Origin of the sequence: Brevibacillus brevis (assembly GCF_022026395.1) — a bacterium.
Taxonomy (GTDB): Bacteria; Bacillota; Bacilli; order Brevibacillales; family Brevibacillaceae; genus Brevibacillus.
The window spans coordinates 5,149,915-5,174,240 of sequence record NZ_CP041767.1 but is presented as its reverse complement, the minus strand read 5'-3'; the positions used below and the strand labels follow the sequence as shown (position 1 = coordinate 5,174,240).

The following is a 24,326-nucleotide window of genomic DNA, read 5'->3' as shown; positions in this document are numbered from 1 at the left end:
CGAATTATCGCTACGGACTGCTGGTTTCTTTTTAGAGATGCTCTTCATATACGAGCGGGATTGCGATACCAAAAGCAGATTCATCTTTAGGAAGGCTCCCTTCCATCGATATGCCAGGATTATTCGCGCGGAAAGCAACTTCATAGGTTTCACCTGGCGCTATCTGGAGAGTGTCCGTCCACCATGGACTTCCTGTAACTTTTTTGCCGTCCCGGCTCAAGATGAGCATGTGATGACCGTGCAGATACAGTGATTGATCCTGAAAGCTGCGGTTGACGAAGGTCAGCTTTATGAGATCACCCTCTTCAAGCATCATCCGTGTTTCAGGAAGCAAGTCGCCATTTACAGTCGACAATCGCTCGAATTTACCGTCATAAAACCCGTATTGATCATCAATGAGCAGTTGATACTCCCGATTAAAATGGGAAGAGAGATCAAAAGGAAGGGCAGTCGGACTGCCGTAACGTGCAGGGTCAAAGACGGAAAGCTCTGCGTGTAACAAGGGTACAGCATCTTTGGACCCGTCTGGACTTAAGAGCAGCCCTTTGTCATGCTGGTTTACAGCTGGAGCAAATAGCACGGGACGATTCGGCATCGTAAACTGAATGTCGTATCGACCGCCTGACCCAGGCTGCAATGCTTGATTGGCAATCAGATTCGGTTCGTTGACCTCGGTTCCGTCAATCGCTACTACCTGAAAAGGAGTTCCTTGCAGCAAGTAGGTGACAGGAGCATTTTCGGCGTTTATAAAGCGAAGGCGAACCGTTGTGCCAGGAGTAACTGTTTCGATTTTTCGCGTATCTGAGCCGTTTAACGTCGCGCCTGCCTTTTCGTCCTTGTGATGAATCAGGGCGATGTCCCGGATGGGTACGCCTGTAGTGGCGGCATCGGCTGATTCGATCACAAGGGCACCGAATAACCCATTCACTACTTGCCCGGGAATTTGCTGATGAGAATGATACCAATACGTTCCTGTTTGTTCTGCGCGAAAACGAAAAACAGATTTTTCTCCTTTTGCAATGCGATTATCGCTAGCGGGAGTCTGCATGCCATGCCAGTGGATGTTTACCCCTTCGGAGATATCCTTGTTCAGCAGGGTGATTTCGACGAGTTCACCTTGCTTCATACGCAGCTCAGGTCCAGGATATTTTCCATTCAGGGTCCATGCTTCTACGGTTTGGCCTGATGCTTGTCGGATGGTTGTTTTCTGTGCAGTCAGCGAAAACGTTCGATCAGGGTTTTCTTGTTTTGATTTCGTTGATACATCGCCACTTTTCGATTTCCCTGTAGCAGGCATCGAATGTGCACTTGCCTTTACAGGGAAAACGAAATCGGGGAGAGTGTGATCGTCCTGATTCTCGCCTTCCAAAGATGAATGATTGGGAAGGCGGCTCGCTATCATCGCTTGATTTCCCCAGACCGTCGCAAGTAAAGCAGTCATCAGAAGAAACGCGGCAAAACGGATAAAGCGGAACAGACGGCGCGGTTTTACCCAGTTTTCCGCAGTGGAGTGGTATTGATGCTGCCACGATTGCTGAATCCAAAGAAGGGAGACACCGGCTAATAATACACCCCAAGCGAGAAACAAAATGGACGGCTCCAACGTAACAGCAGGAAAAAAGACTTGTAGGAAGAGTGCAATCAGACAGCCCAAGACGCTAGCTTGCAACGGAACGAGCAATTCGGGGCAAGATGCGTCTCCTCGCCACTCTGCATCCAACGTGTCGTCTAGGTCAGGGGAGTTTGTTTTTATAGGCCTAACCTTTTTCTCTTGTAACAAAATTCGGGTATCATCCGTATCTACTTCTGACTGCCTCGACTCTTTGCCCCCTTTCCCGGCCAACTCCCACAGTCGTGGAAAAGTAGAGAGCAGGCTGCATAACAATGGAATAAAAATAAAAGGTAAAAAGCCAAGCAGCGTATCCTTTATGTAAAGCCAGCCAAAGGCTTCAAACAAAACCCACGTCATCACCAAATGACCTGCAAATACAAAAAGGGCCGACCATGAAAAACATAAGGTGATGCGAGCACTGTTTATGAAAGCCCGTTTCGTCGGACGGAAAACGAGTTGGTTTGCCATGATTGTCGGGACCAGCATGACGATGAGAAGGACCAGAAACAATCCTTGATGAATCCCGGCAAGCACTTCAAAATCAGCCATGATCAGTTCCTCCTGTTTACCTGTTCGATACTAATGATATAGAGAAACGGCTGATGACCAAACGTACCGGGGCAGTATTTTCACTCCGTCTTAAGTCGGAGAAGTACACTTGATCTACATACAGGATATCCATTACAATTTTGGTATTCTTTTTTTGATTTGCCAAATATTGGGAAGGGAACTTTATCTCATGTCCTTTGATTTTGTACAAACGTAACAACGCGCTCGGGCTCCTCCTGCCTCGTCTGGTTTGGACGCGAACAGACTGGTATAAACGAGAGGAGAAGCAGACATGGAAAATAAGGATTGGATCAAAAGCTTTCAAGAGGAAGTGGAGGCACCATTCGCTGGGTGGGATTTTGCCAGATTGACTGCGACAGGTAGGATGCGGGATGCACCACTTGGCTGGAACTATGTAAACATCGTGAAAAAGAACATGAAAGGGATTCGCTCTATGCTGGAAATGGGGACAGGTGGTGGAGAACTGTTTTCTAAGCTTGCGCCATTCCCTCAGGAGACGTATGCGACAGAAGGCTATGAGCCGAATGTAGCGGTGGCAAAAGCCAATCTGGAGCCCTTGGGTGTTCGTGTGTTTCCGGTAGACGGAGAAGAAATATTGCCTTTTGAGGATCAGTCACTCGACTTGATTATCAATCGGCATGAAGCTTATTTGCCGTCTGAAATGAAGCGCCTGTTGAAGCCAGGGGGCACATTTGTTACCCAGCAAGTAGGCGGTCAAGACAATCTCGAGCTGAATCGATTGCTGGGCGCTCCAATTCCGCCAGATTACTTGCACTGGAATCTTGCCTATGCAGTCAACGAACTGGAGGAAGCTGGTCTTACAATTGTGGAGCAAAAAGAGGAAATGAGCTTTTCCCGTTTCTACGACATTGGTGCCATTGTTTACTACTTGAAGGCTATCGAATGGCAGATTCGCGACTTTACTGTAGAAAAGTACGCTCAAGCCTTGCTCGATCTGCACCAGAAAATCGAAGCGGTCGGGTACATCGATATTCCTACCCATCGATTTCTCATGATTGTCCAACAAAAGTCCTAATTAAATCACTACCGATTGTCGATAAGACTGGTAGGGAGTGTTTAGGAAAAGCACCCTTTTTGGGTGCTTTTTTTATACACATATCGTAACCGGCGAAGGAGAAGTGAGGCAGGATGAGTAAGAGCTTGGCAACACGGGTCGTTGCTCTTGTAGCGGTGATCATTGCCGTCATGATGGCAATTAATATTATCATGATTTACGAAAACAGCGTAACCACTGTTGAAAAGACACTCTCGCGCTCAAGCATCAACACAGCATTGCATATCTCCCAAGGGCTTGATTCAGAGAAGATAGCGAAATTTATATCTCAGCCACAAGAATCTGACGACTACTGGTCAATCCGAAATTTGTTGCTTGAGTACACCGAAAAAACAGGTGCCCTTTATGTTTATATTCTTCATACAGACGGTGAAAAAGTAAAGATTATGGTGGATGGAACGGCGAAAGGAGCTGAGGGAGCAGCTACAATCGGTCAAGAGACGACCTCTACCGGCATGGCTGATATTGCTCCTGCTCTGGCAGGCGGTTCGAACAGCACGCCAATCGTCAAAGACCCTGTGTACGGGGACTACCTAAGTGCATTCGTACCGATTGAAGATCCATCTGGTCAAGTAATTGCTGTGCTAGGTGTAGATACTGCGGCAGACAAAGTAGAGTTGATTAATGATCAGGTTTTGGATGAAACCATGCCACGCATCATTATCGCTATGATTGTCGTAACGATCATTTCTTTGGTTGCTGTATTCTTCCTGATCAAAAAGATGCTTCGTCCACTGCAAGTTGTACAAGAGGCGTCTATGCGGATTGCTTCCGGTGATCTCACGTCTACAGAGATTTCTGTTTCCAACAAAAAAGACGAGATTGGCCGAATTGTCGTTGCTTTTGGTGAGATGACGGCACAACTGCGTCAAATCATTGGTGGAGTAAAAGAGACAACGGAGCATATCGACAGCATGGCGAATTCCATTCGGGAAGGTGCCCACTCTGTCCGCGAGCAAAACAAAAACATCGTGGTCACCAGCCAAGAGATTGCCCAAGGGAATGAGCAGACAGCAACCGCGATGGAGATGACAGTGCAAACGGTTCAAGAATTCTTGAGCGAGCTGTCTGAATTGAATACGGCGATTGACGAGATGGATGCAGTATCCAATCGTGTGTCTGATATCGGAGAGAGCAGCTATAAAGTATTGCAAGAGTTTTTGGCAGATGGAACCGAAACGAACAAACAATTTCATGAAGTGCAAAATACGATGGCGATTCTCGAAGAAAAATCGAGCCGAATTAACGACGTGATTGAAACGATTCAGCAAATCGCCGGACAAACCAATCTGCTGGCGCTGAATGCAGCCATCGAGAGCGCGCGTGCTGGCGAAGCGGGCAGAGGTTTCGCTGTGGTAGCGGGGGAAGTTCGCAAGCTGGCTGAACAGACAGGTGCGGCAACTCATGTCATTCAGGAGAGCATCAAAGACATTCAAGATCAGGTAAGACAAGCGACGGAAAAGACAAATGCGACACTGGATCGCTACAATGCGGGTACAGAGCGTTTGGATTCCGTCACACAAGGCATTACGGCGCTGTCTGACATGACGCATACCTTGAAGACGTCGCTAGCGAATGTGATGGCAAGTGTAGAGACGATGAAGCACGGTCAGAACAAGGTGAATGAATCCGTGTTGACGGTTACTGCCATCTCGGAACAAACAGCAGCAGCCACCGAAGAAGTATCTGCTACGATGCATGAGGTCAGTGGAAACGTTGATCAGTTCGTGTCTGAAACGGAGCAGGTGACAAACAGCATTCAGGAGTTGCGCAGCAAGGTGGATACGTTCCGACTGTAGATGAATTACTTTATCAATAAATAAAAAACAGCTCTTCTACTGGCAGGATGATGCCGGGAAGAGCTGTTTTTTTGTGGCTGTAGTGGGGGAAGAAGCGCATTTCCAGTCTACGCTTCGGCCTCCGCCCCACAAGGGGTGAAGACTGTCCGCTCCGGTCTGAATGGCGGGAGCCGCTTCAAAAGTAGAAGTTTCGATGAGGAATTCGCAGAGTTGAAGCTAAAATCACTCCCTCCATTCAGCCCTCCGCTTTGTCGGGCTCCAGAGGCGCTTGGACTGGAAATGCGCTTCTTCCACGCGGCTTTTCATGTAACGGCAAGCTTACACTACAAAATTCCAATGAGGAAAAGCACTAAACCGTGTACCCCTAAAAGAACCATACGCAACCAGCTAAAAGCCTGTTTCAACTGACCATCCCGAATCGGAAAGATTGAATACCCGTTGCGCTTTTGCTGATGCCGCCAAAGGCTACCAATCTGGCTGGCAGTCATGAAGAGAAAGAGCAGACCGGCAATGATTTTCGCATACGGGCCGGGCAATATGAGAACGACGAAGCTTGACAGCAGGAGGAGTCTGAAATAAATGCCCGCAAAGTCACCAGAGCGAATAAACTTTTTGGTAAACAAATGATGTCCTGCTGTTGATTGACGATAAGGCAGCAGCTTCGTCAGGGTAATAAGCCACGAGCGTGACTTCACTTGGTGCTGCACGGCAGGGACATCCCTGAAGTTGTTCACAAACTGATAAAAGCGGTGACGCAAGCCGCTTTCGATGGCCAGCAGGCGATACCATTGTAGAGAATGTTTTTTCTTGTAGGTCAACATTCGTGAATGGAGCCAGATCAAAAGCGCAGCGCAGATCAGAACGCCAAATGGGATAGGACCTACGCGCAAGAAATGTCCTTCACTTAATACCCAAGCGAGGAGGATGTACGAAAAGACAAATCGAGCCAGTGTGTAGAATCCGATCTTCTTCTGATCTGGCACACGTAAGAACGTCCAATTGCTGTAAATATTCCAGCCCTTCAAGAGCAAGGGAATGCCCCAATAAACCCACAGCTGCACGCCTTGAGCGCCTACTACCCCTGTATACATAGGCAGGAGCAGGAGCAGGACGATAAACACTACCATGCTCTGGATCGCAAAATTGTAAACAAGCGCCTTGCGGAAATAGCGATCCAGTCTTACTTCATGCGGAGTCAAAAAAAGCAAATCCGCTTCCAACAAAAACGTGCGCAGGGGGCTTCTCACCACGACGATTGCAATCACGAGCGCCATGGCATACGGTAAAGGGAACCAGGCTGGAATCATCGCGATGATGCTGCGGTAGTAGAAGGCGAGCAACCCCATCAAAAAGATTCCGACGAACGCCAAACCGCCATTCGCCATGTACTGGGCATACCGAATGAATTCTACGGAAAAGGCATGGAACCGTTTGCGAAATAATTGATCTACGTCTATTTTCACTGGCCGTCATCCTCTACAATATGCAAGTATATGTCGTCCAAGGAGCTATCCGGGAGCCCTGTTATACGCCGAAGCTCCTCAAGCGTTCCTTGGGCTCTAATCTCGCCTTTGTGCAAAATAATGAATCGGTCACAATGCTTCTCGGCGGTCGCCAAAATATGGGTAGACATCAGAATGCCAGCCCCCTGCTCCTTGCAACGGTTCAACCACGTGAGAAGAGAACGAATCCCCAGAGGGTCCAGACCCAGGATCGGTTCATCCACGATGTACAGAGGCGGTTGTACGAGCAACGCCATCATAATCATGAGCTTTTGGCGCATCCCTTTGGAAAACTGCTGAGGAAATCGGTCTTTCATTTCCTCCATGCGGAATTCTTTTAAGAGAGGACGTGCCCGTTCATAAAAAACTTCCTGATCCAGTCCGTGACTCATGGCCATTAACTCGATATGCTCCCATAGCGTAAGCTCTTCGTAATAAATGGGAGACTCGGGAATATACCCGTAAGACAAACGATAGTTTTCGGGGTCGGATTGAAAGGTCTTCCCTGCAATGCTGATTTCACCTGCGGTGGGCTCCAAGAGTCCTAAAATATGCTTGATTGTCGTGCTTTTGCCTGCGCCATTCAGCCCGATTAGGGCCACGATTTCTTTTTCGCGTATGTGAAAGGAGACGTCTTTGATTACAGCGTGGTTGTAAGAGTACCCACCCGTTACCCCTTTTACCTCCAACAAGGTTGTCATGGTATCCTCCTTAATGAATAAACGGTTTTGTCCCCGTTTATTTGAGAGAAATGCTAGATAGTCTTTCATCTATTTTAGCTGAATTCAGGATTTGGAAATACATTTGTTTGCCGCCTTTTTTTACACGAGACTGAACAAAGCGGGATAACCGTACAAGCAATGCTCCTCTCCGCTACATAAACAAGTAGTATAAAGGACGGACGGGGGAGGTGGAATCTATGACAGCGGGACCATATGAAAATCAGAAAGATATAGATCAGCATATCCAACGTATCTATTTGAAATTAGACAAATTCGAAGAACGAATCGATCAGCTTGAGGGACAAATGATAGTCGTCACGAAGTGGTTGGAACGAATTGAACATCGGTTGGGACGCATGGAGGATGTGCGTTATGATGTACTGCAAGTTTTGAACAAGCTGCAGACTGAGTTAGAAACGAAAGCAGAGAAGACGGAAAAAGACAAAGACATTATCTTGCAACTACTGTCAAACGAAAATCGGGACAAGGAAGCACTTGCTCAGTTTATGGAAGTAGAAAAAGACAGAAAACAAGAACGCTTTTTACAGGTTTGGGCAGTTTTAGGTCCTGTCATCGCCTCCGTTCTCTCCTCTTTTTTTACCCGATTTTTTATGTAGCGCATAATATGTTTAGAATGTGGAAAAGTTGTGTAATACGCTTTCCATTTTTCTACCATAACTTCTTTCTATACTTGGAGGGCAGATTATAGAAAGAGAGGATATCCAAGTGAAGAAGTTTGATATTTCCATGCTTTCGGTTGCCATATTATTAACGGGGTTAGCTGTATTAGGTTTTTATCAATCATGGGCAAAAGGCAATGACCCTGTATTGGTAACGGCTGGCGATACCTCGATTACACAAAATCAGCTTTACGGTGAAATGAAGAAAACGTACGGAAAACAAACGATACATGAACTTGTTGCGGAAGCGTTAATCAAGCAGGAAGCCAAGGCGCAAAACGTCGCGGTGACGCAAGAAGATATGAATAAAGAGATTGATTCGATGAAACAACAGGTAGGTTCACCTGAGGCATTCCAGAACTACTTGAAGAGTATGGGAATGACCGAGGCCCAGCTGCGGGATAAGTTGAACGTGCTCATGACACGGGATAAGTTGTTGGATAAAGCATTCCCGGTTACCGAGGAGCAAATCAAAACCTACTACAATACAAATAAAGCACAGCTGGGGTCACCGACACCTGAGTTTGATAAAGTTAAAGATCATATCAAGATGATGCTGACTGACCAAAATCGCAGTCAGAACTACGGCACCTGGTTAAATACGCTTCAGGAAAAACACAAAGTAGATTGGCACGACCCGTCCTTTGACGATGCTGCAGTGCCAGGGGAAGCACAAACACCTGCTCCATAGTGTAGAACATATACCAAAAGACCTTGTCCTCTTACATGAGTGCGAGGTCTTTTTCTGTGAAAACGGTCATGAACGTTTTGTTTAGTAATGAGAGCAATCGGAGAAACTGTGTTCATAATTGCCGATGTGAGGAGCAATCCGAATGGCTCAGATTGGTTGCAGCCTAGACGACAACGTTCACTATATAAAAGAATCGCTCGGATACAGCAATGACATCGTGATTCGAGAGGTAGTCCTAGATAGCCTGGAACCTGTTCGGGCAGCTGTCATGTATGCGGACGGTATGGTTGATTCGTATCTGGTACAAGCCGTATTAATCGACAGCCTCTTATACAAAATGCGCCTGAAGGAATGGGAAGGAATACGCGAAGACGCGTTTGTACCCTTTTTAAAAGAATCCATCCTGACTGTAGGGGATATGGGGGATTTATACGATTTTCCCACCTTGTTTACAGCTTTGTTGTCTGGCTGTGTCATCATTCTCGTGGATGGCTGCTCGCAAGGAATTCATATTGGTTTGCAGGAGTGGAAGGATAGAGGGGTCACCGAGCCGTCATCGCAAACCGTCATTCGTGGTCCACGAGAAAGCTTCACGGAGACACTTCGCACCAATATTACGCTACTGCGGAGACGGATTTCCAGTGAAAAGCTATGGATTGAAATTAACAGAATCGGCGAAGAAACCAAGACAGAAGTCGCGATTGTGTATATGAAAGGGATTGTGGAAGAAGGTGTTGTAGAAGAGGTCCGTAATAGACTGGATCGAATCAGCATCGATGGCATCATGGAAAGCGGCATGATTGAGGAGCTGATCCAGGACGAAGCTTACACACCTTTCCCCACTATCTCTAACTCGGAGCGCCCTGATGTAGTGGCCGCAAATCTATTAGAGGGGCGCGTAGCGATTCTTGTAGATGGGACTCCATTTGTTTTGACCGTGCCCTCTCTCTTCGTGGAATTTTTCCATTCAGCGGAAGACTACTATCAGCGCTTTGATTTTAGTACGTTGATTCGCATGCTGCGATTTGCTTGTTTTTTAATAGCCTTGCTGGCTCCCTCCCTCTATATCGCCATTACGACCTTTCACCAAGAGATGCTCCCGACACAGCTTCTGATCAGCTTGGCGGCACAGCGAGAAGGAGTACCCTTTCCAGCCTTCATTGAGGCGATCATGATGGAAGTCGCTTTTGAGATATTGCGAGAGGCTGGAATCCGCATGCCACGTGCAGTAGGGCAAGCCATTTCTATCGTGGGAACGCTCGTCATTGGACAAGCAGCGGTGGAAGCGGGGATTGTATCGGCAGCGATGGTCATTGTGGTCTCGATTACCGCGATATCCAGCTTTATTTTCCCGGCGAGCAATATGTCGATTACCGTGAGGATTCTTCGTTTTCCCCTGATGGTGCTGGCTGCTTCTTTTGGCATATACGGAATCATTGTAGGGATGCTGGCCTTGGTGCTGCATTTATGCAGTCTGCGCTCGTTTGGCGTACCGTATATGGAATCGTTTGCTCCGTTTTCCCTGAAAGAGCAAAGAGACACGATTTTTCGCTTGCCTCGCTGGGCCTTGGACAAACGGCCTGAATCGATTACCAAAAACAATTTGCGCCGCCAATCTAAAGGGATAAAGCCATTACCACCGCAGAAGTAAGAGGTTTTCCACAGCATGGAAAGGAGTGGGCACCAGTGAAAGGGATAAAAGTTCTTCTCTGCATCGTGCTCGTTATTATCCTAGCTGGTTGTTGGGATCGAAAAGAACTGAACGATTTGGCGATTGCGGTTGGGATCGGCATTGATAAAGTGCAAGGAGGCTATCAAGTTTCGGTTCAAGTAGTAGACCCTGCAGAGGTCGCGGCCAACAAGGGAAAGCCTGGACGTGCGCCTGTTACACTCTTTACCATGAATGCTCCAACGATTTTTGAGGCTGTGCGGAAAATGACTACGATCTCTCCCCGGAAAATTTATATGGCTCACACGCGGATGCTCATATTTGGCGAGGAGGTCGCGAGAGAAGGGATCGCTCCTGTCGTCGATTTTGTCTCGCGAGACCATGAATTTCGGACTGACTTTTATATTGCCATCGCCAGAGGAACGACGGCACGCAACATCCTGAGAGTGATCACACCGCTTGAGCAAATCCCTTCTACAGAAATGTTTGCTTCTTTGGAGACATCCTCCAAAGTATGGGCACCAACCGCAGCGGTTACGATGGATCAATTAATTACTGACTTTACCATCAAAGGGAAACAAGCGGTGTTAACAGGCGTGCGACTAACCGGATCTGCAAGGGAGGGTGACCAACGGAAGAATGTCGAGCAAATAGATACCCCCGTGCTTCTTCAATATACGACATTGGCTACTTTCCGGGGGGACAAGATGATCAACTGGCTGAGTGAAGCGGACAGCAAAGCCTATAGTTACATTACAGGCAAAGTAAAAAGCACCGTCGGAAGTATGCCTTGCAAGGGGGGAGGGCTCTTGACAATGGAAGTCATGCACGCTGACGCAAAAATCGAGGCTACCATGAAAAATGGCGCGCCTGAAGTCATCGTTCATATCGGTTTGGAAAATGATATTGGTGAAGTGCAATGCAAGCTCGATCTGACAGAGGAGAATACGATCAAGGAGCTGGAAAAAGAGGCGGAAAAATCAATGGAAGCATTGGCGACAAAAGCAATTGCCAATGCCAAGAAGCATGGAGTAGACATATATGGATTCGGAGAAGCGATTCATCGAACGTACCCGAAAGTATGGAAGAAGATAGGGGCGAATTGGGAAAAGGAATTTGCCAAGCTGCCTGTACATGTGGTTGCTGATGTGAAAATCAGACGTTTAGGAACCATCAATAATGCCTTTGAAGAAAAGTGATTGTGTGACAGGGGCAGAGGGAGTTTGTATGTCGACATTTGCTGTCATCGTTGTATCTATAATGGTTTGTGCATATGAGCTGCCCCGATTGATTCGGAAGCGGCAGCGCAAAGAGATTGCTGTCTTTCTCGGGTTGCTTGTCATCAGTGTTGGCTTGTACGCAGGAGCCGAGAAAGGGGTTGTCCCCAATCCTGTATATTGGGTGGAAATGGTTTACAAGCCTGTATACGACGGTGTCATGACATGGCTAAAGTAAACAAGGGGCATACTGAGTACACCCCCAGTAAAGGAGAGTAAATAGACGTGGACGGTCTTTTGATGAAGCTCCTCGTTAGTCCGTTGTTGGTCGTTTTGGCAGATGCTCTCTTTCCAGAAGTGAATTTCGCTAATCTATATCAGTCTGTTGGAGTCGGATTTGTCTTGGCAGTCGCCGGATATTTTTTGGATAGGGCGATCCTTACGGCAGGGAGTCTTTGGCTTACGACGATGTTTGACTTGATTATCGGCTTTTTGATCGTTTATGGAAGTATTGTGTTTTTCCCGACGGCTCAAATCGCTGCAATCGGGGCCGGGTTTGTTGCGATATTTTATGGCGTAGCAGAATATATCCAGCATGTTTGGCTGATACGCACAGGACGAACGGAAAGTGTATAGTTGTTTAACGTGCAAACACACTCCTTGGGGGTGTGTTTTGTTTATGAAAAAATCATTATGATCGCTTTGTCACGATTCGCTCAATCCATGACCACGGAAGCCAATTTTTTGCGGCGATCGTAAGTGCCACGCCCCGGCCAACCGGGTAGCGAAATCGCGGGTTGGGAGTGGTGGCTGCATGGACGATCGTTGAAATGACTGCGTCGGGAGCAGGTGCCTTTTCTATGATTGATTCTACGTGACGCATCAGTTGTTTCATTTGGGAGGCGTAAGGAGAGTCTTCATCAAGCTGTTGGTCTTGCATTCCTTTCTCCCAGATTGCTGTACGAAATGAGCCGGGCTCAACAAGGACAACTTGGACTTGAAAGGGCAGCATTTCAAGGCGAAGCGATTCACTGAAGCCTTCGACTGCATGCTTGGATGCGGCATAGGGCGAGAGACCGGGGAAACCAAATCGGCCACTGATGCTGCTTACGTTAATAATACGCCCAGCTTGTTGCTGCCGCATGTAAGGCAAGACTGCCCGAGTGACCTCGATCAGCCCGAATACATTTACATCAAACTGTTTGCGCCATTGTTCGGAAGAGACTTCCTCAGCAAAGCCGCCCAACGCGTAACCAGCATTGTTCACCAACAGATCAATGCGCCCATGCCGTGCAATGATGGAGGTGATTGCATCCTGAATTTGTTCCGGATGCGTAACATCAAGGGAAATGACTTCCAGATGATCAGGCTCTATTAGCAAGCTTGCCAATTTGTCAAGAGGGTCTCTTTTTGTGAGATCACGCATAGCAGCAATTACCTGAAAACCAGCCTTGACTAAAGCGACTGATGCGTGCTTACCAAAGCCACTTGAGGTACCAGTGACTAGTGCAATTGGTCTTTTTTGCATGGAATTCTCCTTTTAATTGTATGTGTTGTCATAATTTAACTGCAATGTTCACAAAATTGTTCATAAATTTGTTAACAAAATCATAACAAATAGCCTTTGTATTAAGGAAAATTTATGTATACTTAAATGGTTACCACGCTTGGGTAGAAGTGTGCAATACTGCCCCTTACTTTCCTGTTTGTTTCTGGAATGGCTGCTAATACCTTTCAAGTTTGGGCATTATAGTTGTAAATGGTATTGTATGCGATTTCTTCAAGCAGATAGAAAAGTACGAAAACTTCTAGTTGTAGGCGTGGCTAGAACGTTACCAACACGAAGAAAGAGGGGTTCATTGGTATGAAGGGTTGGCAACAGTATTGGCGTCAGTTTTCCCTGTTTGCTCTGCTGGCGCTAGTGTTAACCGGGTGTGGCAAAGATGAGCTCTCAGCGCTCAAGCCCTCTGGTCCGGTAGCTGCTATGCAGTTTGACCTGATGAAGCTGTCCTCCGCTATCATGATCGGCGTCTTCATTGTCGTTATGACGATCTTTACGTACGTCCTTATCCGTTATCGTAAGCGTCCCGGACAGCAAGGCATTCCTAAGCAGGTCGAAGGAAATCATGCACTTGAAATTCTTTGGACGGTAATTCCTTTCTTGCTCCTTATCATCATGGCGATTCCGACTGTTACTACCGGTTTCGCACTGCACAAGGAGTACCCAAAAGAGGAAGCAGTTCAAGTAAAGGTTACTGCTCACCAATTCTGGTGGGAATTCGAGTATCCTGATCTTGGAGTAGCGACTGCACAAGACTTGGTATTGCCAGTTGGCAAAAAGATTCAATTCGTATTATCAGCGTCTGATGTTAAGCACGCATTCTGGATTCCTGCATTGGGCGGTAAAATCGATACGAACCCAGGGCAAGAAAACAAAATGTGGTTGCAGGCAGACAAAGCAGGCATTTACTACGGTAAATGTGCGGAGCTCTGTGGAGCATCCCATGCCTTGATGGACTTCAAGGTAGAAGTAATGGAACAAGCAGATTTTGACACTTGGGTAGCTAACATGAAGGGTGTTCAGGCAAAAGAACCTGTAACAGCAACTTCTCCACTGGCTGCAGAAGGTCAACAAATCTTCGATAAGAGCTGTTTGGGATGTCACGCTGTGGCAGGTAAAGGCGGTAAGATGGGGCCAAACCTGACTAACTTTGCAGATCGCGAACGTGTAGCAGGTATCAAAGCACATACGCCGGAAAACATTGCAGAGTGGCTGAAAGATCCGCAAAAAATCAAGCCGGGCAACAAAATGCCTAACCTCAACCTCGATGACACCCAAGTGAAAGCGCTTGTTGAGTACATGGAGACATTGAGCGTAAGCGAGAAAAAGTAAAGTAAAACCTCATAAAACTTATTGCATTGACAATCGTCATAGGCAGTGACGCTTAAAAAGGAGGTAAACCCGTGTCTGCACATGCTTCTCATGCACCAAATCGCTCGGGGCTGTGGGATTATCTTACGACAGTGGACCATAAGAAGATTGCGATCCTGTATCTGATTGCTGGTGGGATTTTCTTCTTGGCCGGTGGTTTGGAAGCCCTGCTGATTCGTTTGCAGTTGATGTACCCAGAGATTGAATTCGTTGGTGCCAAGACGTTTAACGAATTAATTACGATGCACGGCACTACGATGATTTTCTTGGCGGTTATGCCGATCATTTTTGCTTTGATGAATGCGATTGTTCCCCTTCAAATCGGTGCACGCGACGTAGCATTCCCGTTTGTTAACGCACTCGGATTCTGGCTATTTTTCTTCGGGGGAGTGCTACTGAACACAAGCTGGTTCTTGGGTGGCGCACCTGATGCTGGTTGGACATCGTATACAACTTTGGCTTTGAATCAATACAGTGGAAGAGGCGTAGACTTCTACGTGCTCGGTTTGCAAATTGCCGGTCTTGGAACGCTGATTGGTGGTATTAACTTCCTGGTTACCATCATCAACATGCGTGCTCCAGGTATGACATTCATGCGTATGCCAATGTTCACCTGGGCGTCCTTTATTACATCCGGTTTGATCCTCTTTGCATTCCCTGCGATTACGGTTGGTTTGGTTCTGTTGATGTTTGACCGCTTGTTCGGCGGAAACTTTTTCAACCCTGACGCAGGTGGTAACGTTGTTATCTGGGAGCACTTGTTCTGGATCTTCGGTCACCCCGAAGTATACATTTTGATTCTCCCGGCATTCGGTATCATTTCTGAAGTAGTTTCTACATTCTCAAGAAAGCGTCTGTTTGGTTACAGCTCCATGGTATTTGCAACTGCGCTGATCGGTTTCTTGGGCTTCATGGTGTGGGCTCACCACATGTTCACAACAGGTTTGGGTGCAATTGCCAACACGCTGTTTGGACTTGCAACCATGTTGATTGCTGTGCCTACAGGTATCAAAATCTTTAACTGGCTGTTGACCATGTGGGGCGGTCAAATCCGCTTCCCTACCGCAAACCTGTTTGCAGTAGGATTTATCCCAACGTTTACAATCGGTGGTATGACAGGGGTTATGCTTGCGGTTCCGCCGGCTGACTACCAATACCATGACAGTTATTTCGTAGTTGCTCACTTCCACTACGTAATCGTAGGGGGTCTCGTATTCGGTCTCTTCTCTGGTCTTTACTACTGGTGGCCGAAAATGTTCGGTAAAATGCTGAACGAAACAATCGGTAAATGGAACTTCTGGACGTTTTTCATTGGTTTCCACCTTACCTTCTTCCCGCAACACTTCCTGGGTCTGATGGGGATGCCGCGCCGCGTCTTTACTTACCTCAAAGATCAGAACCTGGATATGGGGAACTTTATCAGTACGATTGGTGCATTTGGTATGACGATCGGTACCATCCTATTCTTGATCAACGTAGTCGTCGCAGCGAAAAGCTCAAAACGCGCTCCTGCCGATCCATGGGATGGACGTTCTCTCGAATGGGCGATTCCTTCGCCGCCGCCGGAGTACAACTTCGTTCAAACGCCTCTCGTTCGCGGTTTGGATGCGTTGTGGGTCGAGAAAATGGCTGGTAACAAAGGCATGACGCCTGCAGAGCCAATTGGCGACATTCATATGCCATCGCCTTCGTTCTTGCCATTCCTGATGTCTCTCGGATTGTTCGTGGCAGGCTATGGCTTTATCTACCACAACTATGTGGTCGTAGTAATTGGAGTGCTCGCTACATTCGCTTGCATGTTTACCCGTTCAGTGAAAGACGATCCAGGTTATCACATTCATGAAGATGAACTCGAAGAGAAAGGGGTAAAGGCTTAATGGCTAACCATCACGCACATGCAGTATTGCCTGACGAACCGGAAAAAGCCACCCTTGAAGGTAAGAATAAGGTTCTTGGCTTCTGGCTCTTCCTCGGTGGAGAGACAGTTCTCTTCGGTTCCTTGTTTGCAACATTTATCGCTCTTCGTGATCAAGCAAATGGTGGACCAACGTCCCAAGCGTTGTTTGACATGAATCTCGTTGCAGTGGCCACACTTCTCTTGCTTACCAGCTCGATGACAAGTGTTATGGCAACACTGGCCCTGCACAAGAAAGACCTCAAGAAGATTCAGCTATGGCTGACTATCACAGTAATACTCGGTCTCGGCTTCCTTGCTTTGGAGATTTACGAGTTCGTACACTATGTGAATGAAGGATTGAAAATGTCAACGAGTGCATTTGCATCTGCCTTCTACACATTGGTTGGATTCCACGGAGCTCACGTAGCGTTCGGGATTTGCTGGATCACCCTTTTACAACTATCTGCGACGAAAAAGGGCCTGACGGTAGTAACTGCACCGAAGTTCTACCTGGCATGTCTGTACTGGCACTTTATCGACGTTGTATGGGTATTCATCTTTACCGTGGTATATCTCATGGGTATGATCGGTGGAAAGGTGGGATAATCTATGGGAGCACAAGCTCATAATGAAGAGGTACGCAAACCGAAAGTGAAGCACGAGGGTCCGAAAAGACACCTTGTTGCTTTCATCGGATCTCTCGTATTGACCGCACTGGCATTCATTGCTGTGGCGTATGAAGCAATTCCATCAGGTTTTACCGTACCATTCATCGTAGCACTGGCCTTTGTTCAAGCGTTCTTCCAGCTGTATGTCTGGATGCACATGGATCAAAAAGGTCATGAGTTTGCACGGATCAGTATTTTCGCAGGGTTATTCGTAATCCTGTTAGCAATTTTCGTCTTTATTTTCTGGGTTTGGATCTAGGAAGTGGAGCGAATAGAAGAGGACAGACATTGGGTCTGTCCTCTTTTTTTGTGTATTTGTTTTATTAAGTGGCTCGGCCTACGCCCCTCATGGGCCAACTGTCCGCTCCGGAAAAAATGGCGGGAGCGCTTCAAACGTAGAAGTTTCAATGAAGTAGTTCATAGGTGAAGCTGAAATTCCCCGCCATTTTTTCGAAGCTAGGTCGGGTTCCAGAGGCGCTTGGACTGGAAATTCGCTTCTTCCCACGAGGCTATTGGCGAAGGAATACAACAATAAATATTTTTGACTAAACGATCCGAAAAAAATCTTGACTAAACAGTCCGGAAAAGATAATCTAAACGCAGAAGGGAGTATTCATAACATGGCAAGAAGCAAGGAATTCGATACGACGCTTGTCCTGCATAAGGCAATGGAAGTATTTGGGCACTATGGCTATGAAGGTGCGTCTCTGCAAAATTTGTTGGATGGATTAGGGATCGCCCGTCAAAGCCTGTATGATACGTATGGCACGAAAAGAGATCTCTTTCTATTAGCCGTAAAGCATTACGCGAGCGAGAAGACGACTGCCGTTATTTCGCATCTGGAGCGGCCGGGTTCAGTGAAGGAAAGCATTGCGGAGATTTTCCGCGAAATCGTAACTGTACTCAAGGATGAGAGTCGCTGCAAGGAATGTTTCATTTTGCTTAGTGCGATTGATCAAGTACCACATGATACGGAAATTGCAGATTTTTTTAAAGACGATATGGCACGATTAGAAGAAGCATTTTATACTGCACTGGTCCGCGCGAAAGAACAAGGCGAACTGGGTCATCGTGAGAAAAATTTGCGTGCACTTGCACAGTATTTGAATCATGCACGATACGCTTTAACCCAAGCAGCTAAGTTAAGTACGAATCCAGAAGTGTTAGACCATATTTTAACCGTTACCCTGTCCACGCTTGATTGATAATGGAGCGACTGTAGACGCTTCATTCTATTTTTACACATATTAGACTGATCGATCTGGAAAGGAGGTGAGTGTTTTTTTGTTTCGATTATAGACTGATCGATCTAAAAATAACTGGAATGTGGATAAATAATAACAAAGGATTAGTGAGGTGCTACCTATGACTGACGCTACTACAAAACTCAGCCAGGAGGCAGAAGAAGTTGTGAAAAACTTCCTCTTGTTTATGCTGGAGCAGGATATGGATCAATGGATTGAACTTTGGGATGACAACGCTGTTTTTGAGTTCCCGTATGCTCCCCAAAATTATCCCTCAAAAATTGAAGGGAAGTCAGCGATTTATAACTATATCAAGGATTTTCCGCAAAAGATGGACCTATTTACATTCAGTGTTCCCCACATTCATCATGCAGCAGCGTCAAACCACGTCATTGTGGAATTTGAATGTGAAGGTCAAGTAATTGCTACAGGACTGCCGTACAATCAAAAATACGTGAGTGTCATCCAAATCAAAGACAAGAAAATTATCCATTACAAGGATTATTGGAATCCATTGGTGGCAATTGAGGCTTTCGGTGGCAGTATCGAATCGTTTTTGAACAGAGATCATCAGTTTGGGAACTAAGATTGGATAAGGAGCTGATCATATGGAACGTAAGGATAAGATACTAATCACAGGTGGAACAGGTACAACAGGAAGCCGTATTGCCAAAAAGCTAACAGAACTAGGCTACCATCCCCGTATAGCGAGTCGTACTAAACCACCTCTCGCCGACATCGAGTATGTACATTTTGATTGGAATGAAGTAGCAACCTTCGAGCATTCATTGAAAGATGTGAAAAAGCTATATCTGGTAGCACCAGTGGGTGTTTTTGATCCATCTCCGCTCGTACTTCCATTTCTGGATAGGGCTTTACAAGCCGGCGTGCAACGGATTGTCATGCTTAGTGCTTTGATTATTCCGGAGGATGGACCCGTGTTTGGAAGGCTCCATGAAGCAGTAAGCAAGCATAGTCCAGAGTGGGCAATATTGAAGCCTTCTTATTTCATGCAAAATTTTATTCATGGGCAACATGGAACCTCAATCAAAGAGGAGGGCAAGATTGTTACATCTACGGGAAATGGAAGGATTGGATTTGTAGACGCTGATGATATCGCCGAAGTTGGAGTTCATGCACTCATCGACGAGATTCCACATAACACCCATCATTTTATTACGGGACCAGAGGCGCTAAGCTATGCAGAAGTAGCGGCCATGATTGAATCAGCAATTGGACGTACTATCAAGCATGAACATATTAGCACGGAAGCATTGCAGGATAAGCTGGTCACAGCAGGTTTGACGATGGAATATGCAGGTTTCATGGCAGATTTGGATAAACATATTCGCAATGGTGCCGAAAACAGCGTAACCGATACGGTAGAACGAGTAACAGGGAGAAAACCACGATCCATGGCGGACTTCATATCAACCCATTCCCAACATTGGAAGCGAGACTAAGCCATTTTTTTGTGCCTATTCCGGACTAAATGGTCAATAATATTACTTCGAGAGCCTCGTTGGATTCAACGGGGTTTTTCTTATGAAGCGGATACTCCTGCAAGTGAGGGCTTTTCCCGAAAACAGAAGTCGAAATCACCCCATCGAAGCATATTCTGTCAGCCTTTTCCCAGTCATAAACATGAAGGGAAGGGAGGATACGATCTGGCAGAGTTTTCTCGCTTTTTGAAAAATACTTGCACCTGTCACAAAGGCTTTATATAATAAAAATATTAACATGCGTTAAAATAACGTTATATGAATTAGTCGTCACACATTGCAACTATAATCTGAGGAAAGCAGGGATCATGATGGTGAAATTGATAGCAATTTATCGCAAGCCCGAAGATATCGATGCTTTTGACAAGCATTATTTCGAGGTACATGGCCCATTGGCAGAAAAAATGCCTGGCTTAATCAAAATGGAAGTGAGCAAAATCTACGGAACACCAATGGGAGAATCCGACCTGCATCTGATGGCAGAAATGTACTTTGAATCAAAAGAAGCTTTGATGGAAGCGTTGTCATCGCCTGAAGGTCGCGCAGCAGGAAAAGACCTCCGTGGCTTCGCTGGACCCATTGTGTCCATGCATTTTGCAGAAGTAGTTTAATCATGACCACGAAAAGATTGATAGACGAACAAGCGCTCCATCAGAAGCATTACGCAGAGATTTGTGAGAAGCTAAAGCAAGATCCATTTGCCCAATTTTTGGGTATTAAGCTGATTGAGCTGGGAGAAGGAACGGCGACTGCGGAAGTCACAGTTGCCGAGCATATGCTGAATGCCCACGGCACCGCGCATGGCGCAATCATCTTCTCCCTGGCAGACTTTGTTTTTGCAGCGGCCTGTAATTCCTATGGCAAAACGTCTGTAGCACTGTCGATGAATATCGGTTTTTTGGCTGCTGCCATGAAAGGGAATCACTTGGTGGCAACAGCGACCGAAGAGAAGAAAAACAATCGCACAGCCTGGTACCGCATCCGCGTAGAAACGGAGCATGGCTTGGTAGCGACACTGGATGCACTGGCTTACAGGAAAAATGATTACTTCGTTGAAATCGACGAAAACGAATAACTGACAGCGAAAATAAAACGGAGAAAGGATGCCAAAAGCCCGTGCTTAGGCTCCTTTCACTGTTTCAAGACGATACGAGAAGGGGGGCAAAGATGTCAGTGGAGATCCGTAATCGATTCAACCACTACCTGGGCATAGAAGTCGTGCACCGAGATGAACAGGGCTGTAAGGTAGCACTGAAAATTCGCCCCGAGCTGTTCAATAGCATCGAAGGTGTCGTACACGGAGGCGTTACGGCGACATTAGCCGATGTGGCGATGGGGCATGGGGCAGCACCTCATGTGGATGGTGTACAGCAGTGTGTGACGGTGGAGAGCAAGATTCAATACCTGCACCCTGCTCGGGGTGAGGTACTCGAGGCACAATCCCATGTATTGAAACAAGGAAAAAGCTTGATCGTGATGGAAGCACGCGTGACTTGTGATGGCAAGCTAGTGGCTTTTGCTACCGGCACGTATGCGCGAGTGAATCCGCCTGCACAAGGAGGACGTTGATGATGGAAGAGAGCGTTCGCTTTGAACGTGAAGGACATATAGGACTGATTACGTTAAATCGTCCAGATGAGCTGAATGCGCTGAACTACGAAACATTGGAGCGCCTGGGGAACTTGATTGAGCAGGTGCGTTTAGATGCAAAAGAGATTCGCGTGGTCATCGTAAAGGCAGAAGGGCGAGCATTTAGTGCAGGGGCAGATTTGAAGGAGCGCCGTACATTGACGGAACAGCAGGTGCGCCGCAATGTCCGCAAAATCCGCGATGTATTTACTGCGTTGGAGAGGCTTCCGCAGCCGACCATTGCCATGATTAACGGATTTGCTTTTGGCGGTGGATTTGAGCTTGCGTTGGCCTGTGATTTCCGCTATGCCGTCGCAGATGCCAAAATGGGGCTGACAGAGGTGAGCTTGGGCATCATTCCTGGCGCGGGTGGTACGCAGCGGTTGTCTCGCTTGATTGGACCTTCCAAGGCAAAGGAGCTGATTCTGACTGCCAGACGCATCCAAGCACAGGAAGCGTATCAAATCGGTTTTGTAAATGCTGTTGCAAAAGATACAGAGGAACTGCGTGAGCTGGCAATGGGGCTGGCCAACGAGATTTTGGCAAATGCTCCGCTGGCGGTTTATCAGGCAAAATCAGCCATTGATCGCGGAAGCAGTGTTGATTTGCAGACAGGTCTCGATATCGAAGCCATGTGTTATGAAGTGATTATTCCCACGACAGATCGTCTGGAAGCATTGGAAGCCTTTCGTGAAAAGCGAAAACCGGTTTTTAAAGGCGAGTAACATTTTCAAATAAGCACTCCTACCGAGTCATAACGCAAGGGAATGAGGGAAGCGACATGATCTTTAATACAGAAATGGAAACGCTACCAAGAGAGAAAATGACGGAACTGCAATTGAAACGCTTGAAAGAAACGGTCAAACGCGTATACGAGCGCGTCCCTTTCCACACAAAAGCATTCAATGAGGCTGGTGTGAAACCGGAAGATATCCAATCGATGGAAGACATACAGAAGCTTCCATTCATGAAAAAGACTGATTTGCGAGAAAACTATCCGTTCAATCTATTTGCAGTCGAAATGAAAGAAGTAGCACGTATTCACGGTTCTTCCGGGACGAAAGGAAAACCTACAGTTGTTGGCTACACAAAAAGAGACTTGGAGAATTGGGCCGAGATCGTGGCGCGCGCCATTTGCTGTGCGGGTGGAGAGCCGGGAGACATTTTCCATAACGCGTATGGCTACGGACTTTTTACAGGCGGCTTGGGTCTGCACAATGGCATCGAGCACATGGGCGCAGTCGCAGTGCCAGTATCCGGTGGCAATACCTCCCGTCAAATTACGTTGATCGAGGACTTCAAGCCACGTGGCATTGCAGCAACGCCATCCTACGTCCTTAACATCGTAGAAGAGATGAAAAAGCAAGGAATCGATCCACGTGAGACGAGTGTCAAATACGGGATTTTTGGTGCGGAGCCGTGGTCGGAAGAAATGCGCGTGCAACTGGAACATGAGCTCGACATTAAAGCGGTGGATATTTACGGGCTGAGCGAAGTGATGGGGCCAGGCGTTTCCATTGAATGTCATGAGGTCCAGGATGGTCTGCATATCGCAGAAGACCATTTTTACGCAGAAATTATCGATCCGAATACCGGGGAAGTGCTCCCATACGGACAAGAAGGCGAGCTCGTATTTACGTCACTGACGAAAGAAGCATTCCCGGTTGTCCGTTATCGCACAGGTGATATCGCTTCCCTCAATCCTGAGCCCTGTAAGTGCGGACGGACAACCATGCGGATGTCGCGCATCAAAGGGCGCGTAGATGACATGCTCATTATTCGCGGGGTCAATGTGTTCCCGACAGAGATCGAGTCCGTTTTGCTTACGTTCAACCAATTGGCTCCACACTACCAGGTCGTCATCGAACGCGACGGTGCCCTCGACCGATTTGAGGTGCACTGCGAGCTGACACCAGCATATGCAAAAGAGCTCAGTGGAAATGACAGCTCTGCTCTCTCGTTATTAGTAAAAGAAATTTGCCATCACATCAAAAATACGTTGGGTGTGTCCGTGGTACTGCGGGTGCAACCGCCAAATTTCTTGACGCGCAGCGAAGGCAAAGCGATACGAGTCGTGGATAACCGAAACAAATCACAGGCAGCTATGTAAACCAGCTCCTGTAAAAAAAGGGTGTGACAGTTCATGGCCTATGAATATATTAGCGTAGCCAGTGAAGATGGTGTCGGTATCATTACGTTGAATCGACCGAAGATTCTAAACGCACTGAATTTGCAGCTCGTCGATGAATTGGTTGACCAGCTGGAGCAAATGGACCGCGACCCGGATATTCGGGTGATCATCCTGACTGGCAACGCGAGGGCGTTCGCAGCGGGTGCTGACATTAATGAAATGGCGGAAGCATCAGCCATCGACATCATGAAGCGCAATCAGTTTGCGGTTTGGGATCGCATCTCACTCATCTCCAAGCCGATTATTGGTGCCGTCAGCGGCTTTGTGCTCGGTGGTGGCTGTGAATTAATGATGAACTGCGACATTGTGATCGCTTCGGAGACAGCCGTCATTGGTCAACCGGAAATCAAGCTGGGAGTCATGCCTGGGGCTGGTGGTACACAGCGTCTGACGCGTGTGGTAGGTGAGCGAAAAGCACTGGAGATGCTGCTCACAGGTGAACCGATTTCGGCCAAAGAAGCGTTGAAATACGGCCTGGTCAATCGGGTAGTGCCAGTGGAGGCGTACTATCAGGAAGCACTCAAGCTGGCGAAGCAAATCGCCCAACAGCCGCCGCTCGCGGTACAGGTCATCAAAAAAGCCGTGTACAAAGCTGGTGATCTCCCCCTTCAAGAGGGATTGGATTACGAGCGAAACAGCTTTTATCTTCTTTTGGCAAGCGAAGATCGAAAAGAAGGCATGCAAGCGTTTCTGGAGAAGCGCAAACCCCGTTTTACGGGACATTAG

The 24,326-nt window shown here is 47.1% G+C and carries 25 protein-coding genes; 21 read left to right on the top strand and 4 right to left on the bottom strand.

The annotated features are described in order from the left end of the window. Positions 1 to 31: 31 nt before the first annotated feature. Positions 32 to 2,161: a multicopper oxidase family protein gene (locus FO446_RS24590; protein ID WP_237899351.1), complete on the bottom strand. Its 2,130-nt coding sequence runs from the start codon at positions 2,159 to 2,161 to the stop codon at positions 32 to 34. Positions 2,162 to 2,453: 292 nt separating this feature from the next. Between FO446_RS24590 and FO446_RS24585 the strand changes: the two genes are divergently transcribed. Together FO446_RS24585 and FO446_RS24580 are read left to right on the top strand one after the other, a co-directional pair. Then, positions 2,454 to 3,218 carry a class I SAM-dependent methyltransferase gene (locus FO446_RS24585; RefSeq protein WP_173609874.1) on the top strand — a complete coding sequence of 255 codons (765 nt, stop codon included), beginning with the start codon at positions 2,454 to 2,456 and terminating at the stop codon, positions 3,216 to 3,218. A 113-nt stretch (positions 3,219 to 3,331) separates the two neighbouring features. After that, positions 3,332 to 5,056, top strand: a complete 1,725-nt coding sequence (locus FO446_RS24580) for a methyl-accepting chemotaxis protein (RefSeq protein ID WP_221867795.1) — start codon at positions 3,332 to 3,334, stop codon at positions 5,054 to 5,056. 323 nt (positions 5,057 to 5,379) lie between these two features. Here FO446_RS24580 and FO446_RS24575 read toward each other — a convergent pair whose 3' ends face one another. Both FO446_RS24575 and FO446_RS24570 read right to left on the bottom strand, forming a co-directional pair. Continuing rightward, positions 5,380 to 6,519, bottom strand: coding sequence for an ABC transporter permease (locus FO446_RS24575; RefSeq protein ID WP_237899350.1), 1,140 nt, complete (start codon positions 6,517 to 6,519; stop codon positions 5,380 to 5,382). Further along, a complete protein-coding gene (locus FO446_RS24570) occupies positions 6,516 to 7,259 on the bottom strand; it encodes an ABC transporter ATP-binding protein (RefSeq protein WP_173609877.1) in 744 nt (247 codons plus the stop codon). The genes FO446_RS24575 and FO446_RS24570 overlap by 4 nt, the downstream gene beginning before the upstream one ends. A 218-nt stretch (positions 7,260 to 7,477) precedes the next feature. Between FO446_RS24570 and FO446_RS24565 the strand changes: the two genes are divergently transcribed. From FO446_RS24565 to FO446_RS24540, 6 genes are all read left to right on the top strand, one after another. After that, positions 7,478 to 7,897: a hypothetical protein gene (locus tag FO446_RS24565; protein ID WP_173609878.1), complete on the top strand. Its 420-nt coding sequence runs from the start codon at positions 7,478 to 7,480 to the stop codon at positions 7,895 to 7,897. A gap of 109 nt (positions 7,898 to 8,006) precedes the next feature. Next, a complete protein-coding gene (locus FO446_RS24560) occupies positions 8,007 to 8,651 on the top strand; it encodes a SurA N-terminal domain-containing protein (protein ID WP_173609879.1) in 645 nt (214 codons plus the stop codon). A gap of 142 nt (positions 8,652 to 8,793) precedes the next feature. Continuing rightward, positions 8,794 to 10,302, top strand: coding sequence for a spore germination protein (locus FO446_RS24555; RefSeq protein ID WP_173609880.1), 1,509 nt, complete (start codon positions 8,794 to 8,796; stop codon positions 10,300 to 10,302). Positions 10,303 to 10,337: 35 nt separating this feature from the next. After that, positions 10,338 to 11,519, top strand: coding sequence for a Ger(x)C family spore germination protein (locus tag FO446_RS24550; protein ID WP_237899347.1), 1,182 nt, complete (start codon positions 10,338 to 10,340; stop codon positions 11,517 to 11,519). Positions 11,520 to 11,547: 28 nt separating this feature from the next. Beyond that, positions 11,548 to 11,775, top strand: coding sequence for a hypothetical protein (locus FO446_RS24545; protein WP_173609882.1), 228 nt, complete (start codon positions 11,548 to 11,550; stop codon positions 11,773 to 11,775). 47 nt (positions 11,776 to 11,822) lie between these two features. Further along, the gene (locus FO446_RS24540; protein ID WP_173609883.1) at positions 11,823 to 12,173 is read left to right on the top strand and encodes a hypothetical protein; all 351 of its coding nucleotides are present in this window, start codon (positions 11,823 to 11,825) and stop codon (positions 12,171 to 12,173) included. A gap of 55 nt (positions 12,174 to 12,228) precedes the next feature. Here FO446_RS24540 and FO446_RS24535 read toward each other — a convergent pair whose 3' ends face one another. Beyond that, entirely contained in the window at positions 12,229 to 13,065 is an 837-nt protein-coding gene (locus tag FO446_RS24535; protein WP_173609884.1) for an oxidoreductase, read from the bottom strand. Between the two features lie 336 nt (positions 13,066 to 13,401). Here FO446_RS24535 and coxB point away from each other — a divergent pair, with 336 nt between their 5' ends. The 13 genes from coxB (at position 13,402) to FO446_RS24470 (ending at position 24,326) form a co-directional block, all read left to right on the top strand. Next, positions 13,402 to 14,430: a cytochrome c oxidase subunit II gene (gene coxB / locus FO446_RS24530; protein WP_173609885.1), complete on the top strand. Its 1,029-nt coding sequence runs from the start codon at positions 13,402 to 13,404 to the stop codon at positions 14,428 to 14,430. Between the two features lie 71 nt (positions 14,431 to 14,501). Continuing rightward, the gene (gene ctaD / locus FO446_RS24525) at positions 14,502 to 16,346 is read left to right on the top strand and encodes a cytochrome c oxidase subunit I (protein ID WP_173609886.1); all 1,845 of its coding nucleotides are present in this window, start codon (positions 14,502 to 14,504) and stop codon (positions 16,344 to 16,346) included. Then, complete coding sequence (locus tag FO446_RS24520; RefSeq protein ID WP_173609887.1) at positions 16,346 to 16,972, top strand: cytochrome c oxidase subunit 3; 627 nt, start codon at positions 16,346 to 16,348, stop codon at positions 16,970 to 16,972. The genes ctaD and FO446_RS24520 overlap by 1 nt, the downstream gene beginning before the upstream one ends. Before the next feature lie 3 nt (positions 16,973 to 16,975). Then, positions 16,976 to 17,293, top strand: coding sequence for a cytochrome C oxidase subunit IV family protein (locus FO446_RS24515; protein WP_007723383.1), 318 nt, complete (start codon positions 16,976 to 16,978; stop codon positions 17,291 to 17,293). Between the two features lie 361 nt (positions 17,294 to 17,654). Continuing rightward, complete coding sequence (locus tag FO446_RS24510; RefSeq protein WP_173609888.1) at positions 17,655 to 18,239, top strand: TetR/AcrR family transcriptional regulator; 585 nt, start codon at positions 17,655 to 17,657, stop codon at positions 18,237 to 18,239. Positions 18,240 to 18,399: 160 nt separating this feature from the next. After that, positions 18,400 to 18,864 (top strand): nuclear transport factor 2 family protein, encoded by a 465-nt coding sequence (locus FO446_RS24505; RefSeq protein WP_173609889.1) that lies wholly within the window; start codon positions 18,400 to 18,402, stop codon positions 18,862 to 18,864. A 22-nt stretch (positions 18,865 to 18,886) separates the two neighbouring features. Next, on the top strand, positions 18,887 to 19,741 hold the full coding sequence (locus tag FO446_RS24500; protein WP_237899345.1) for an NmrA family NAD(P)-binding protein: 855 nt from the start codon (positions 18,887 to 18,889) through the stop codon (positions 19,739 to 19,741). Positions 19,742 to 20,091: 350 nt separating this feature from the next. After that, positions 20,092 to 20,391, top strand: a complete 300-nt coding sequence (locus tag FO446_RS24495) for an EthD family reductase (protein WP_106785970.1) — start codon at positions 20,092 to 20,094, stop codon at positions 20,389 to 20,391. Positions 20,392 to 20,393: 2 nt separating this feature from the next. Next, a complete protein-coding gene (locus FO446_RS24490; protein ID WP_237899343.1) occupies positions 20,394 to 20,855 on the top strand; it encodes a PaaI family thioesterase in 462 nt (153 codons plus the stop codon). Positions 20,856 to 20,947: 92 nt separating this feature from the next. After that, on the top strand, positions 20,948 to 21,349 hold the full coding sequence (locus tag FO446_RS24485; RefSeq protein ID WP_016741459.1) for a PaaI family thioesterase: 402 nt from the start codon (positions 20,948 to 20,950) through the stop codon (positions 21,347 to 21,349). Next, on the top strand, positions 21,349 to 22,134 hold the full coding sequence (locus FO446_RS24480) for an enoyl-CoA hydratase-related protein (protein ID WP_173609892.1): 786 nt from the start codon (positions 21,349 to 21,351) through the stop codon (positions 22,132 to 22,134). The genes FO446_RS24485 and FO446_RS24480 overlap by 1 nt, the downstream gene beginning before the upstream one ends. 56 nt (positions 22,135 to 22,190) lie before the next feature. Next, positions 22,191 to 23,519 carry a phenylacetate--CoA ligase PaaK gene (gene paaK / locus FO446_RS24475; RefSeq protein WP_232774048.1) on the top strand — a complete coding sequence of 443 codons (1,329 nt, stop codon included), beginning with the start codon at positions 22,191 to 22,193 and terminating at the stop codon, positions 23,517 to 23,519. Positions 23,520 to 23,552: 33 nt separating this feature from the next. Then, on the top strand, positions 23,553 to 24,326 hold the full coding sequence (locus FO446_RS24470; protein ID WP_173609894.1) for an enoyl-CoA hydratase-related protein: 774 nt from the start codon (positions 23,553 to 23,555) through the stop codon (positions 24,324 to 24,326).

What these genes read in the sequence shown, in the direction of transcription:
- FO446_RS24585 (WP_173609874.1), top strand. Translation starts at nt 2,454, where the DNA reads ATGGAAAATAAGGATTGGATCAAAAGCTTTCAAGAGGAAGTGGAGGCA.
- coxB (WP_173609885.1), top strand. Translation starts at nt 13,402, where the DNA reads ATGAAGGGTTGGCAACAGTATTGGCGTCAGTTTTCCCTGTTTGCTCTG.
- paaK (WP_232774048.1), top strand. Translation starts at nt 22,191, where the DNA reads ATGATCTTTAATACAGAAATGGAAACGCTACCAAGAGAGAAAATGACG.
- FO446_RS24590 (WP_237899351.1), bottom strand. Translation starts at nt 2,161, where the DNA reads ATGGCTGATTTTGAAGTGCTTGCCGGGATTCATCAAGGATTGTTTCTG.
- FO446_RS24470 (WP_173609894.1), top strand. Translation starts at nt 23,553, where the DNA reads ATGGCCTATGAATATATTAGCGTAGCCAGTGAAGATGGTGTCGGTATC.
- FO446_RS24520 (WP_173609887.1), top strand. Translation starts at nt 16,346, where the DNA reads ATGGCTAACCATCACGCACATGCAGTATTGCCTGACGAACCGGAAAAA.
- FO446_RS24485 (WP_016741459.1), top strand. Translation starts at nt 20,948, where the DNA reads ATGTCAGTGGAGATCCGTAATCGATTCAACCACTACCTGGGCATAGAA.
- FO446_RS24515 (WP_007723383.1), top strand. Translation starts at nt 16,976, where the DNA reads ATGGGAGCACAAGCTCATAATGAAGAGGTACGCAAACCGAAAGTGAAG.
- FO446_RS24495 (WP_106785970.1), top strand. Translation starts at nt 20,092, where the DNA reads ATGGTGAAATTGATAGCAATTTATCGCAAGCCCGAAGATATCGATGCT.
- FO446_RS24505 (WP_173609889.1), top strand. Translation starts at nt 18,400, where the DNA reads ATGACTGACGCTACTACAAAACTCAGCCAGGAGGCAGAAGAAGTTGTG.
- FO446_RS24535 (WP_173609884.1), bottom strand. Translation starts at nt 13,065, where the DNA reads ATGCAAAAAAGACCAATTGCACTAGTCACTGGTACCTCAAGTGGCTTT.
- FO446_RS24545 (WP_173609882.1), top strand. Translation starts at nt 11,548, where the DNA reads ATGTCGACATTTGCTGTCATCGTTGTATCTATAATGGTTTGTGCATAT.
- FO446_RS24570 (WP_173609877.1), bottom strand. Translation starts at nt 7,259, where the DNA reads ATGACAACCTTGTTGGAGGTAAAAGGGGTAACGGGTGGGTACTCTTAC.
- FO446_RS24490 (WP_237899343.1), top strand. Translation starts at nt 20,394, where the DNA reads ATGACCACGAAAAGATTGATAGACGAACAAGCGCTCCATCAGAAGCAT.
- FO446_RS24510 (WP_173609888.1), top strand. Translation starts at nt 17,655, where the DNA reads ATGGCAAGAAGCAAGGAATTCGATACGACGCTTGTCCTGCATAAGGCA.
- FO446_RS24555 (WP_173609880.1), top strand. Translation starts at nt 8,794, where the DNA reads ATGGCTCAGATTGGTTGCAGCCTAGACGACAACGTTCACTATATAAAA.
- FO446_RS24565 (WP_173609878.1), top strand. Translation starts at nt 7,478, where the DNA reads ATGACAGCGGGACCATATGAAAATCAGAAAGATATAGATCAGCATATC.
- FO446_RS24580 (WP_221867795.1), top strand. Translation starts at nt 3,332, where the DNA reads ATGAGTAAGAGCTTGGCAACACGGGTCGTTGCTCTTGTAGCGGTGATC.
- FO446_RS24480 (WP_173609892.1), top strand. Translation starts at nt 21,349, where the DNA reads ATGATGGAAGAGAGCGTTCGCTTTGAACGTGAAGGACATATAGGACTG.
- FO446_RS24500 (WP_237899345.1), top strand. Translation starts at nt 18,887, where the DNA reads ATGGAACGTAAGGATAAGATACTAATCACAGGTGGAACAGGTACAACA.